Below are 12,555 nucleotides of genomic sequence, written 5' to 3' on the forward strand. Positions count from 1 at the left end.
CTTTGTGGAATAATTGAATCACAATTTGCTAATTAGCATACTGCCTCATTATCACATTGCATTTTTTAACCTCAGAGGGCACGGAGTTTTGCACAGAGGTACACAAAGTTTTATTTTATTTGGGAGTTCATTAGGTGATTTTCATGTTTTGTTTGGTTTTATGCACAATTGTAATTAATTCCAGCAAGACCCACTATTTTTGTTTTTGTATCAAGAACCACTAATCATAAATGAATATAAAGATGAAGTCGGGGGAGTTTATTACCCTCTCTGCCTGCACCATGATGTTGACTGCCTTGGGTATCGATATTATGCTACCTGCTTTTGCCAGTTTGAGAGAGCATTTTGGTTTCAAGCCTGAATCAACGGCCACAGCCCAAATCATCGTTTTCTTTTTTATGGGTCAAATCGCCCAATTGTTTTTTGGAATATTGTCGGATCGCTTTGGCAGATTGGCCATTTATCGCATTGGTTTTCCTTTATATATTTTAGGTGGCTTGGTAGCGGCTTTTGCACCCACATTTGAGATCATGCTGGGGGCGAGATTTTTTGCCGGAGTGGGAGCTTCGGCGGTATTTATGACTACTATTGCAGGGGTTAGAGACCGTTTTGTTGGCGATCAAATGGCCCGCACGATGTCGCTCATTTTTACTATTTTCTTGTTTACACCCGTCATAGCACCCTTTTTGGGACTGGCCATACTGTCGGTTTCGTCTTGGCAAATGGTATTTCTTACACCCGTTATCTTCGGCATCGTGATATTCATTTGGTCGTTCAGAATGGAAGAAACACATCCCGTTGAAAAGCGAACGGACCTCAATTGGCCCAGCGTGAGCTTATCCTTAAAAACAGTCATCAGCAATCGTCCATTTCTAAGATATACCACCATTACTACTTTATTATTTTCTGCTTTGAGCACATGGGTGGCCACTTCAGAACATATCGTCGGGGGAATTTACGGCAAACCTGAACTATTTGCTTGGGTTTTTGCGGGCATAGGACTCTTGATGTCGCTTTGTACATTTTTCAATTCTTACTTTTCCACCCGAATAGGAGCGAGGAAAAGTATAAAATGGCTTTTGATGGCCTATGCCACGGTGGCCATGGTTTTGTTTGTCATTACGATAGTTTTTGGGGAGCCGCCTCATTTGATGGTGTTTTTTGTGGGCATCGCACTTTTGATGGCTATCAACATCGCCATAGAACCCAACAGCAGTGCATTGGCTCTCGAACCTATGGGCAATATGGCCGGCGTAGCTTCTTCGGTTTATGGTACTTTTTTCTTTTTCATCGGTTCTGCCTTGGGCTCCTTGGTAAGTTTCTTTATGACAGAAAGTGTGTTTCCATTGATATTGAGTTTTTTTGTGATTGGTATTGTCAATTTGGTTTTGGTTTTTGGAGGAAATAAAGAGAAAGTATTATAATGTTAAAATCTATTTTCTATTTGTCTGGTATTTTACAAAAATGATCAGGTAGTTTGATCATGATTATTTACTATTGTGCAACCAAAAAAATAAATATCCATGTTTAAAAGTATTCTGGTGTTGTCGTTGAGCATTGCTTTTGGTTCCTGTGGACAATTCAAAAGCTTTTCAGTTATAACTGAGCCCACACGTCCTGGATTGGTTTATTTTTCAAAAAACGATGGATTGGATTGGGAAAATGTCGGTGAAGGTTTGCCTGATAGTTTGAGTATTGGGCTCGGTGGTATTGCGGTTTCGGAGAATTTGCTGGGCATAGCCACCAAAGAGGAAGGTGTTTATCTATTCGATGAAAAGGCTAGCAAATGGGATAATTTACCCACCAATGAACAAATACTAAATGATCAGGTGGGGCCGCTATTTTTTTATAGCAACCACATTTTCTTAGGAACTCAATATGGGGGCGTTTATTTTTCTAATGACTTGGGCAAAAGGTGGAGTTTAAGTAATGATGGGCTCAGCGATAAAACCATCAGAAGGTTTGTGGAAATAAACGGCGTGCTTTATGCTGCCACCAATGATGGATTGTATAGTTTTGACAATCCCCAACAAAAGTGGGATAAAGTCTATGGTCAAGCTGGTTTACAGGTAAATGGCGTCACTGAGTTTAAGGGCGATTTATATTTGGCAACCAACCGAGGCGTATATAAATCCAATAAAAACGCAAAAGATGGGTCCTTGATTTTGCCCAATCATTCTGTTCATAATATTGCTGCTGATGAGCGTACGCTTTATGCCATGACTTACACTTCCTTACTGATTTCGACAGTGGATGGCATAACTTGGAAAAGCTGCCAAGCAGGACTTCCTGATAATTTGTACACTTTCAATATAATAAAAAAAGGAGATAATTTGTATGCGGGACAATGGGATGGCGTTTATAGCAAAGTAGATACAATGGCTTCTTGGAAATCCACCAGTACTGGTTTACCCACCAAATTTGCCGCTACCAATTTGAAAGTATTTAAGGATATTTTGGTGGTTTCAACGGCAAAGAGCGAGCGAAAATAAAATAAGTATAAAGAAAGAAAAAGATATAAAAATATGAAAACCCTAAGATTAGAAGAACCAGAAGTTTTTAAATTCATAGAACAAGATCAGCCCTCAGGTTTGGAGCCACATGAGGCCTTAATAAAAATAAAGAACATCGGTATTTGCGGTACGGATTATCATGCTTTTAGGGGTAAACAGCCTTTTTTTAGCTATCCCCGAGTGCTTGGGCATGAGTTGGGTGCGGAGGTAGTGGCCGTAGGAGAGGAGAATGACCGAATAAAAGTAGGCGACAAAGTTACGGTAGAACCTTACATGAACTGCGGTGCTTGTCAGTCTTGCAAAAATGGTAAAGGTAATTGTTGTGAAAATCTACAAGTACTGGGTGTACATACCCATGGTGGTATGTGTGAGTATTTAAAAGTGCCTATGCACAAACTACATGCCTCCAAAAGTTTGAGTTTTGAACAACTGGCTGTGGTGGAGCCGTTGAGCATTGGAGCCCACGCGGTGCAACGTGCTGGGGTCTCTTCAGAAGATTTGGTGTTGGTAATAGGTGCTGGACCTATCGGTTTGTCGGTGATACAATTTGCCAAACTTACCGGTGCTACGGTGGCAGTCTTAGACATCAATGCCGAGCGACTAGCATTTGCCCAAGAGCAATTAAAAGCCGATATACTTCTTGACGGCTCGCAAGGTTTCTGCACGGAGATTTTACGAGAACAGCTAGAAAAGTCCCTCAATGGTGAATTTATGGGGCTTCTTCCCACAGTAGTCTTCGACGCCACAGGAAATCCGAAATCTATGAAAAATGCCTTCAATTATGTAGCCTTTGGCGGAAAGCTGGTATTTGTGGGCTTGTTTATTGGGGATGTCATTTTTGATGATCCACTTTTTCATCGTCGTGAAATTACGCTATTTGCAAGTAGAAATAGTTTGCCGCAAGATTTTACCAACATCATTGAACTGATGGAAAACGGAAAGATTGATATCAAACCCTGGATAAGCCATCGAGCCAAATTTGATGATTTGCCTGAAATTTTTAATCACTGGCTGGACCCCGAAAGCAAAGTGATTAAAGCGATGGTTTCGCTTTGAATGACTTGAAATTTTGTATAAGTGGGTTTGAATAGATACAGTTTGATTTATAATTTAGGACAATGAAATCCTGCAAAATTATAAAATGTTTTTGACTGCTTGGAAAAAATAAAGGGAATGGGCTGTGGAGCGTTTTCGATGTCTTCGACGAAGCAGGGTTTTGCCCAAATTTATTTAGTTATTTTATCTAGATAGTTTATTTGCTACCGTTTAAATAGGTAAATTATCTGTTTTGCTTTCGATTCGGAAAAAAACAGACCTATTTTGATTAAAATGCGTCTCTTATTTTTTGAGCTATATTATTAAGTGAACTGATTTGCTACCTATTAAATAGATAAAATATCTGTTTTGCAATCGATTTGAAACAATAGTACTGTTTTGACTAAAAAGGTTTAATATGCATTAAGATATTTTATCTAGTCATTTCATTAGCTTCCTTTTAAATAGTTAAATTTTCTGTTTTGTAATAAATATGGAAAAAACTCTTTATTTTTTGATTAACTAGAATTAATAAATAATAGTCAATTTTTATCTTTTAGGTCAATTAGTATTGCTTAGGTTGAGGTTAATTTTCAAGAATATACTTTTTATCAGCATTTATGCATTTTCACAACTATAACGTGTAAAATAAGTCACCGATCATATATCGCCCACTTTTTCAGCTTCTTTCTTCACTTTCAATGCTCGTTTCGTTACTTTTAAATCTTTGAAATAACCTATTGTAGCAATATCTACATATAGTCCAACATAGCCTTTTTTGCTATTGCCGAGCATTTTATTGACGATAAATGAAGAATATTTCAAATCGTTGATAAACATTTCAGCAGTTTCACCATTGATTTCTAAACGAAACGTAATCCACTCATTGAGCATCACTGGTGCAGATCCTTCATAAGAACCCGCTGGGAATTTATCTCTTAGGGTTTGAAACTTAAAATTGGGATAGGCAAAATACTGTACTGCGTGATTTCTCGCCATTTGGTTATTGATTCTTCCGACTTTTGGACGTAAATAAATAGATTCCCAAGCAGAATCATCTTCTGCAATTCTATAATACAAGCCTATAAAACCAGCAGCTGGCGGATAGGGTGATGGGTTTTGAATTTGGCTGTACATTTTTACTTCAATCGTGCCATTTTCAAAATCGGCAATGTCCAAAAGCCTTGCATAATGTCGGTCGTCAACGGTAGATTCTAAGTTCTTTTCATCGAACGGAAGTGCCTTTAAATCACGTTCAATTTTCAATACTTTTTTGCCTTCAAACTTAATAACTGAGCCCGTAACATTGTGTAATTCAAAGGTTTGTTTGCCGAATATTATATTTTGTCCTTTAGAAGTGGATAAAGTTATAAAGAAGGCAATAATCGAGATATACTTTTTCATCCTTTCACATTTAATTTTGATCATGCAAAGGTAAAGCAATGGAAATCTCAGCACTCTTAACCTAGATTAAGAAAACCATTATTGAATTACAAATTTATCAGAAAGCCTTTTTTGTCAACCCTTTCCGGATTTTACTCAAAAACTCGGGTGTAATGCCTAAATATGATGCGATTTGTGTATTGGGTAGTCTATTACTCAAATGTGGATATTGCTCTAAAAAACTTAAATACCGTTGTTCAGCAGTGGAACTGAAATTCTGTAGAACTCGGTTTTGAATCTCTACAAAATTATTTTCAGATATGACTTTAAACATCCTGTTCACTTTATGGACTTCTATAAACAACCCATACAAATCAGGTTGGTTTATTTGGTAAATTTCAGAGCCTTCAATAGCTTCAATATATAGCTTGCTTGCCGTTTGGGTATAAAAACTACCAATATCTGCAATCCAATCACCCTCTGCAGCAAATTGAATGTTGTGACTAAAGCCTTTGTCATCAATGCCATACATCTTAAAACAGCCTTTGATTACGAAAGTATAATGCTTGCAGACTTGCCCTTCCTTCAAAATTAATTCTTTACGTTTGATATTTGATTTAGTTATCAAACTTTCAATTAAAGCCGCCTCTTCAGCCGATAAAGGTAGTATTTCTTCAAAATCTTTGAAAAGAGATTGCATTATAAAATAAAATTGGGTTTTAAAATTGAGAGCCGAAATTACGGTTAATTTGTAAAATAGTATATCAAATACTTTATTTGATATTTAGAAATAAAACCTAATACCACAAATGTCTAATATTGAAATAACTAGGGTTTGGACTGATGATATAAAACAACTGCAAATCATTGGCAAGCAGACTTTTTTGGAGACCTTCTCAGAAGGAAATTCGGAAGAGAATATGAAAATGTACCTGGAAGAAGGTTTTGCAGAGGAAAAACTTTTGTCAGAACTTCAGGACCCCAATGCCGAGTTTTATTTTGCTACCTCAGAAGGTGATGTAATTGGTTATTTAAAATTAAACTTTGGAGACTCCCAAACCGAGTTGAAAGATAACAGTGCCTTAGAAATAGAAAGAATATATGTTTTAAAGGATTTTCATGGAAAAGGTGTAGGTCAATTGCTTTATAAAATAGCTTTAGAAATTGCCCAGATGAAAAAGGTCAGTTATGTCTGGCTGGGTGTTTGGGAAGAAAACCCGAGAGCCATAAGTTTCTATAAGAAAAATGGTTTTGAGGAGTTTGATAAGCACATCTTTAAGCTGGGAGATGATGAGCAAACTGATATTATGATGAAATTGATTCTTTAAATTCAAAAACACCCTAATAATCTTTATTTTTATAAAATAAATATTGGGTAAAAATGGTAGATGCGGCCGTAAAAATGGTATTTGGATATTACGCAAATAATAAGAACTTTGCATTCGAATAACCCAACCGCTATAAATGAAGTTAATTTTCCTCTCTATTTACTTGATACTTTCTTTCTTCGCTACATTTTCTCAGCAAACTGACAGCACTCAAACTCCAAGTTTCTTAAGAGGACAAATTACAGCAACCAATAACGGCGTTTCGCTAATTCCCACGTTTTCATTAGGCAGACCAGCCGTTTTGTTTGATATGAACGTTGGAAAGGGGCGATTGAGTTTTGATCCCATGTTTCGCTTTGGTATGAATGGCAAACCATGGGCTTTTGTATTTTGGTGGCGGTATAAACTTATTCAGCAGAAGAAATTTAACCTCGGCTTGGGAGCTCATCCTTCGGTGGTATTTCGGGATATATCGGTGACAGATAATGGAATCACCAGGAATTTATTGGCAGCTCAAAGATACTTTGCATGGGAGGTTTCGCCCACCTATCTGGTCTCCAAAAATGCCAACCTAGGTGTATACTATTTAGGCTCAAAAGGTCTAACCAAAGATGTTTTGCAGCATACTACATTCATTGCATTGCGAAGTGTGTTAAACTTGAAGCTTTCTGATAAGTTAAGAATGTCCTTAATTCCACAGGCTTATTACCTAAAAATGGATGACTACGATGGCACGTATGTAAACGCCACGCTGAATTTATTCAAAAGAAATTTCCCTGTCTCGTTGAACGCCATTGCGAGCAAAGCCATAAAAACGGAGATTGCTGGTAAAGATTTTTTATGGAGTGTAGGGCTGGTGTATAACATTAATAACCAATACACTAAGTTAAAGTGATGGTTTAATTCAAGCCCCGAAACTCATTTGGACTTACCCCAACTTTTTGTTTAAATAGACGTGTGAAATGTTGAGGGTATTTGAAGCCGAGCTCATAGGCTATTTCGCTTATAGATTTGCTGTTGTCCATAACTTTATCTTTGGCCAGGTCTAAGATTTTCAAATGGATAAGTTCGAGCGTGGTTTTGCCAGTTTCTTTTTTTAGTAAATCTCCCAAATAGTTGGGCGAAAGGTGTAGTTCTTTAGCAAAATAGGTAACGGAAGGCAAACCTGTATTTTGGAGATTTTCACTTAATATATAATCTGTCAAAAGATTTTGAAATTTCTCGATCACTTGGTGGTTAGCGGTTTCTCTGGTAATAAACTGCCTGTCATAAAAGCGAGAACAATATTTCAAAAGCAACTCAATGTTGGCCACCAAGATTTTTTTACTGTGTTGGTCAATGTTTTGCTTTATTTCTGTTTCAATATTTCCAAAACATATATCTATGAGGCCCCTTTCTTTCTCTGAAACATGCAAAGCTTCGTAAGAATCATAGCTAAAAAAAGAATATTCATGAATAGTTTTGGCCAAAGAAGTGCCTTTGATGAGGTCAGGATGAAAAACCAAAGCCAGTCCATAAGGCTGGTGCCATTCGCCTTCTGGCTCTGAGCCGCCCACTTGCCCAGGGCCAAAGAACACGATGGTTCCTTCTTCATAGTCATAGTGCTTTAAGCCATATCTCAGATCACCACATTTACTGTCTTTGATGATGATGGCATAAAAATCCAAACGAAATTTACTTCTCTTCAGTGGATTCCCTTTACTCAAATCCAACAAACTGACGAGTGGATGCAAAGTGGGGTGATTGAAGGTTTCGTTATAGGTTTTAATGCTATCGTAAATGACCATATTTTCTAATTTTTAGGTAAATCTAAAAGAATAGAATCATATATTTTTCTATAAAAGGGAAATTGGTAAGTCAAACCGTAAAATGTATAAGAGATTGGGATAAAGAGCTTGGTAATTTTGTAAATTAAAATTATTCATATCTGAAAATGAGGTTATTAGTACTATTTGTTCTCTTATTTTTTTGTTCCTATTTAAGCTTTGCTCAGTCTGAGGACAGCACACAAACTCCCATGGTTTTTTCAGGCAATGTCGGCTTTACCAACAATGGTTTTTCTATTATTCCAACGTTTTCTCTAGATTATCCCGCATTTGTGGCCAATTTATCTTTTAGGAAAAAGAAATTGAGTTTTGAGCCAGATATTCGTTTAGTACCCAATGCCGAAAAAGGAGGCCTAATATGGTGGCTGCGATATCGTTTGGTCGATAATAAAAAATTTGGTTTTAGGATTGGTGCACACCCCGCATTTACGCTCATTCGTAGAACCGATGTAGAAGACGGGAAAACCAAGGAAATTACCGAAATGCTTCGTTTTTTAGCTTTTGAGGCTGTGCCGAGTTATCAATTCAACGATAAAATTGGTGTAAGTGCCATGTATTTACAAGGCAATGGCCTGCAAAACCACGGTCCTCAATTGACTCGAGTTTTGTTTCTAAACGCAAACGTCACGCATATGGGTATGGGCAAAAATTTATATTTTAATTTATTCCCTTCCATATATTTCTTATATACCGATGGCTACAGAGGGGATTATTTTACCTTGACAGGTTCGGTGGCACATAAAAAATTTCCATTTAGCTTACAATCTACCATTAATCAGACTTTTACTTCCAATGTTCCTGGTAATAAAGATTTTATGTGGAATGTGACTTTGAATTATAATTTCAAGAAGATTTATAAGAAACTCAACTAAATATTTATCAAAGTGAAACGATTGTTCTTGCTCTCTTTTATTCAGATATTCATTGGTTTGAGCATTTCATACAAAGCCGAAAATCAAATATTATCAGAAACAATGATTGAAAAAAACAAATTTGTAAGCGGAAATAAAATACAACTCAAAATTGGAGAAAAAAAATTCACGGCTACGCTTTTAGATAGCCCAACCTCCAAAGCTTTCAAAGCTCTTTTGCCTTTGACGCTCAATATGGATGAATTAAATAACAACGAAAAATATGCCCAATTGCCCCAAAGCTTACCAACAAATGCCTCTGTACCTGCAAGCATTCAGTCGGGCGATTTAATGCTTTACGGTTCGAGAACTTTGGTGCTGTTCTACAAAAGTTTTTCTACTTCCTACAGTTATACCGCAATCGGAAAAATTGATGATGTATTGGGGCTTTTGGTGGCATTGGGTGATGATGATATCAAGGTAGTATTTCAATTGGCTGATTAAAGCGTACATAGTTCAACTCCTAGAAACTAAGGGTGCTCATCTAAGCTTCGCCTTAAAATAGCTGGTAAAGTCATAAAATATTTGAACTCAAGACCGCAGCTGCTTTTAAAAATGGTCATAATAAGGCAAGTAAGGTATTTTAATGAATTGTGGTTATTCTCGATTGAAAATACTTTCTAATCCTTTTAATATTTGATTTTCGTAAGTTTTCCTTTGAAATTTGTTTAATAGAGAGTGTTTAATACTTCTAAGTTTGTAGAATAATTTAAACATTCATTTTAAATAATATGTCTTATTCTATACCAAACGCTTTTTATAGAAACATACTTTCATTATTTCTTTTATGTAATATTTCTTTTAGTTCATTAGCTCAAGAAGATACTACCTCAAAAATCATCAATTTCAGAGGGGCTGTTAGTGTTACTCAAAATGGGTTTTCATTTATTCCTGCCTTTTCGCTGGGAAAACCAGCCGCTATTTTTAATTTTAATATCAATGGAGGAAAAAGATTTAGTTTTGACCCTGAGTTTCGATTTGCTTTGAAGGATGGCCGTCCTTGGTCATTTATTTTTATTTGGCGTTACAAACTTGTCAATCAAAAACGTTTCCAAGCATCTATTGGTACGCATTTCCCAGCTGTACCATTTAGAGTTTTGGCTTATGAAACTTCACCCAAAGTCAAAAACACTTTAGCAGTTTCTCGTGTCATTCCTTTTGAATTTACGCCCAATATCATCCTCAACAAAAATAATAGCCTCAGCCTTTTTTGTCTTTATGCCAAAGGCGTGAGCGACGACGCCAATAATCACACTGCTTTGGTTTCGCTGAGATCTGTTTCAACAATTCAGCTAATTAAAAGCTTATCTTTAAGGGTTAATCCCCAACTGTTTTATCTGAAACTAGATGCAAAAGAGGGTTATTATTTTGCCTCAAATTTTACACTTTTATCGAAAAAAACGCCATTTTATTTGGGTTCGACTATAAATAAACCATTAAAAACTGACATTGCAGGGAAATCATTCGATTGGAATATTAGTTTGGGATATGCGATGGATAGAAAGCTGATTGTAAAAAAGTAGATTATGGAAAAAATAGAATCTTTACAAGATTTTTATAGCAGGAAATTTGAGTGGATACCCGAAAATCTGGGTCGAGATATCGGACATGTCAATGTTTTTAGATTGCCACATCCAGCAACTAAACCTGTGCCATATCGCCGTCGAGATTTTTTCAAAATTACGCTTTGTAGAGGAAGTAGTCGTATACATTATGCAGATAAAGTTTTCTCCTTCGAAAAACAAGCACTTGTGTTTTCAAATCCGTTTATTCCTTATAAATGGGAGCATGTCGATGACGACCTTTCAGGGTTTTATGTAGTTTTTGATGCCAGTTTTTTTAATCTATTCGGCAACTTGATTCAATATGAGGTTTTTCAACCAACGGGTACACATGTATTTGAATTAGATGATACCCAATTTGAGTATTTATCGAAAGTCTTTGAAAAAATTGAAACCGAACTCAACTCTGAGTACATCCATAAATATGATGCCATCAGAAATCAGATTTATGAGTTGATTCATTATGCCATGAAAACCCGTCCTTCATCGCGAATTGAGAAGTTACCCATTAATGCTTCACAGCGAATTTATTGGCTATTTTTAGAACTGCTTGAACGCCAGTTTCCGATTGACGAAAATCATACCGAAATTATTCTGCGGACAGCCTCTGACTTTGCCTTTCAACTCAATGTTCATGTAAATCATCTTAACCGAGCTGTGAAAGAAGCTGGCGGAAAGACAACTTCACAACTCATTGCCGAACGCTTATTACAAGAATCTAAAATTATGCTTAAACAAAGCAAATGGAATATCTCCGAAATAGCCTATTCGCTTGGCTTTCAAGAAGTGACACATTTTAATAATTTTTTTAAAAAACATACATTATTGAGCCCTACTAAATTTAGAAATAACTGAAAATTTTTGGCCATATTCAGAGTTTAAACCGTTTAAAACAGAACTATCTACATGAAAAAGAGAACTTTAGGAAAAGATTTGGAAGTTTCCGCCATCGGTTTGGGATGCATGGGTTTGAGTTTTTCTTATGCTCCATTTCCAAGTGATGGCGAAGCTATTACCTTGCTTCAAAAAGCGGTTGAAGAAGGTGTAAGCTTTTTTGACACAGCAGAAGTATATGGGCCTTTTACCAATGAAGCATTGCTAGGAAAAGCTCTTAAGCCCTTTAGGCATAAAGTCCAAATTGCTACAAAATTTGGATTTGATATAGTCGATGGCAAAATGATTGGTGTAAATAGCAGACCAGAAACAATTAGAAAAGCCGTTGAAGGGTCTCTAAAAAGACTAAGCATTGACTGTATTGATTTGCTATATCAACACCGGGTTGATCCTAATGTGCCTATCGAAGATGTGGCAGGCACGGTAAGTGACCTTATAAAAGAGGGTAAAGCCAAATATTTTGGGCTTTCAGAAGCAGGAGCAAATACGATTAGAAAAGCACATGCTGTGCAGCCCGTTACGGCTCTACAAAGCGAATATTCTTTATGGACTCGTCAACACGAACTTGAAATCATACCTACCATAGAAGAGCTGGGAATAGGTTTCGTTCCATTTAGTCCACTAGGAAAAGGTTTTTTAACAGGTACAATTGATGAAAAAAGAGAATTTGCTGCTTCGGATATTCGATCAATAATTCCTAGATTTACGGAAGAGGCTAGAATGGCCAACAAAGCATTGGTTGATGTAATTGCAGAATATGCTCAAAAATATAATGCTACAAATGCTCAAATAGCCTTGGCTTGGGTTATGGCTCAAAAACCTTGGATAGTTCCAATTCCCGGAACCACTAAAATTCATCGATTAATAGAAAACAATGGTGCTGAAAATCTTCAACTTAGTTCTGAAGACTTGAGACAACTGACCTTAGCATCCGAGGGTGTTAAAATTACTGGAGAAAGATATACGGAGGCCATGGAAAAAACGACAGGATTGTAATTTCCCTTTCAACAAATTAGCTTTCAAAATCTATTGGGCTAAAATAATTAGGCTGAAAAATTTTGTGCTTTTTTATTTATTTGTTTTCGATTATTTTAAATTGAATT

At 36.5% G+C, this 12,555-nt stretch carries 13 protein-coding genes; 10 read left to right on the forward strand and 3 right to left on the reverse strand.

The genetic code is table 11. From position 1 onward, the window contains the following. Nucleotides 1–230: 230 nt before the first annotated feature. The 3 genes from EGI24_RS08600 (at nucleotide 231) to EGI24_RS08610 (ending at nucleotide 3,569) form a co-directional block, all read left to right on the forward strand. Nucleotides 231–1,424, forward strand: coding sequence for an MFS transporter (locus EGI24_RS08600; protein WP_255047964.1), 1,194 nt, complete (start codon nucleotides 231–233; stop codon nucleotides 1,422–1,424). A gap of 99 nt (nucleotides 1,425–1,523) precedes the next feature. Then, the gene (locus EGI24_RS08605) at nucleotides 1,524–2,492 is read left to right on the forward strand and encodes a hypothetical protein (RefSeq protein WP_255047965.1); all 969 of its coding nucleotides are present in this window, start codon (nucleotides 1,524–1,526) and stop codon (nucleotides 2,490–2,492) included. A 33-nt stretch (nucleotides 2,493–2,525) separates the two neighbouring features. Then, a complete protein-coding gene (locus EGI24_RS08610; RefSeq protein WP_255047966.1) occupies nucleotides 2,526–3,569 on the forward strand; it encodes a zinc-binding alcohol dehydrogenase family protein in 1,044 nt (347 codons plus the stop codon). Nucleotides 3,570–4,208: 639 nt separating this feature from the next. Here EGI24_RS08610 and EGI24_RS08615 read toward each other — a convergent pair. Then, nucleotides 4,209–4,952, reverse strand: coding sequence for a hypothetical protein (locus EGI24_RS08615; protein ID WP_255047967.1), 744 nt, complete (start codon nucleotides 4,950–4,952; stop codon nucleotides 4,209–4,211). A 97-nt stretch (nucleotides 4,953–5,049) separates the two neighbouring features. Continuing rightward, complete coding sequence (locus EGI24_RS08620) at nucleotides 5,050–5,631, reverse strand: Crp/Fnr family transcriptional regulator (protein WP_255047968.1); 582 nt, start codon at nucleotides 5,629–5,631, stop codon at nucleotides 5,050–5,052. Between the two features lie 109 nt (nucleotides 5,632–5,740). On the opposite strand from EGI24_RS08620, the gene EGI24_RS08625 reads away from it, so the two are divergent. Both EGI24_RS08625 and EGI24_RS08630 read left to right on the forward strand, forming a co-directional pair. Then, on the forward strand, nucleotides 5,741–6,259 hold the full coding sequence (locus EGI24_RS08625; RefSeq protein WP_255047969.1) for a GNAT family N-acetyltransferase: 519 nt from the start codon (nucleotides 5,741–5,743) through the stop codon (nucleotides 6,257–6,259). Nucleotides 6,260–6,395: 136 nt separating this feature from the next. Continuing rightward, nucleotides 6,396–7,154, forward strand: coding sequence for a hypothetical protein (locus EGI24_RS08630; RefSeq protein WP_255047970.1), 759 nt, complete (start codon nucleotides 6,396–6,398; stop codon nucleotides 7,152–7,154). A 4-nt stretch (nucleotides 7,155–7,158) separates the two neighbouring features. On the opposite strand, the gene EGI24_RS08635 is transcribed toward EGI24_RS08630, so the two are convergent. After that, nucleotides 7,159–8,046, reverse strand: coding sequence for an AraC family transcriptional regulator (locus tag EGI24_RS08635; RefSeq protein WP_255047971.1), 888 nt, complete (start codon nucleotides 8,044–8,046; stop codon nucleotides 7,159–7,161). A 146-nt stretch (nucleotides 8,047–8,192) separates the two neighbouring features. Here EGI24_RS08635 and EGI24_RS08640 point away from each other — a divergent pair, with 146 nt between their 5' ends. From EGI24_RS08640 to EGI24_RS08660, 5 genes are all read left to right on the forward strand, one after another. Further along, nucleotides 8,193–8,957, forward strand: coding sequence for a hypothetical protein (locus EGI24_RS08640; protein WP_255047972.1), 765 nt, complete (start codon nucleotides 8,193–8,195; stop codon nucleotides 8,955–8,957). A gap of 12 nt (nucleotides 8,958–8,969) precedes the next feature. Next, the gene (locus EGI24_RS08645; RefSeq protein ID WP_255047973.1) at nucleotides 8,970–9,440 is read left to right on the forward strand and encodes a cyclophilin-like fold protein; all 471 of its coding nucleotides are present in this window, start codon (nucleotides 8,970–8,972) and stop codon (nucleotides 9,438–9,440) included. Between the two features lie 287 nt (nucleotides 9,441–9,727). Next, entirely contained in the window at nucleotides 9,728–10,519 is a 792-nt protein-coding gene (locus EGI24_RS08650) for a hypothetical protein (RefSeq protein ID WP_255047974.1), read from the forward strand. 3 nt (nucleotides 10,520–10,522) lie between these two features. Further along, nucleotides 10,523–11,413, forward strand: coding sequence for an AraC family transcriptional regulator (locus tag EGI24_RS08655; protein WP_255047975.1), 891 nt, complete (start codon nucleotides 10,523–10,525; stop codon nucleotides 11,411–11,413). A 51-nt stretch (nucleotides 11,414–11,464) separates the two neighbouring features. Beyond that, nucleotides 11,465–12,448, forward strand: coding sequence for an aldo/keto reductase (locus tag EGI24_RS08660; protein WP_255047976.1), 984 nt, complete (start codon nucleotides 11,465–11,467; stop codon nucleotides 12,446–12,448). Nucleotides 12,449–12,555: the final 107 nt, after the last annotated feature.

The sequence above is a fragment of the Lacihabitans sp. CS3-21 genome, from assembly GCF_024343675.1.
Taxonomy (GTDB): Bacteria; Bacteroidota; Bacteroidia; order Cytophagales; family Spirosomataceae; genus Leadbetterella.

Bases quoted from the DNA above. Each gene is read 5' to 3' on its own strand.
- EGI24_RS08640 (WP_255047972.1), top strand. From the start codon at position 8,193: ATGAGGTTATTAGTACTATTTGTTCTCTTATTTTTTTGTTCCTATTTA.
- EGI24_RS08630 (WP_255047970.1), top strand. From the start codon at position 6,396: ATGAAGTTAATTTTCCTCTCTATTTACTTGATACTTTCTTTCTTCGCT.
- EGI24_RS08605 (WP_255047965.1), top strand. From the start codon at position 1,524: ATGTTTAAAAGTATTCTGGTGTTGTCGTTGAGCATTGCTTTTGGTTCC.
- EGI24_RS08610 (WP_255047966.1), top strand. From the start codon at position 2,526: ATGAAAACCCTAAGATTAGAAGAACCAGAAGTTTTTAAATTCATAGAA.
- EGI24_RS08615 (WP_255047967.1), bottom strand. From the start codon at position 4,952: ATGAAAAAGTATATCTCGATTATTGCCTTCTTTATAACTTTATCCACT.
- EGI24_RS08625 (WP_255047969.1), top strand. From the start codon at position 5,741: ATGTCTAATATTGAAATAACTAGGGTTTGGACTGATGATATAAAACAA.
- EGI24_RS08600 (WP_255047964.1), top strand. From the start codon at position 231: ATGAATATAAAGATGAAGTCGGGGGAGTTTATTACCCTCTCTGCCTGC.
- EGI24_RS08620 (WP_255047968.1), bottom strand. From the start codon at position 5,631: ATGCAATCTCTTTTCAAAGATTTTGAAGAAATACTACCTTTATCGGCT.
- EGI24_RS08655 (WP_255047975.1), top strand. From the start codon at position 10,523: ATGGAAAAAATAGAATCTTTACAAGATTTTTATAGCAGGAAATTTGAG.
- EGI24_RS08650 (WP_255047974.1), top strand. From the start codon at position 9,728: ATGTCTTATTCTATACCAAACGCTTTTTATAGAAACATACTTTCATTA.
- EGI24_RS08660 (WP_255047976.1), top strand. From the start codon at position 11,465: ATGAAAAAGAGAACTTTAGGAAAAGATTTGGAAGTTTCCGCCATCGGT.
- EGI24_RS08635 (WP_255047971.1), bottom strand. From the start codon at position 8,046: ATGGTCATTTACGATAGCATTAAAACCTATAACGAAACCTTCAATCAC.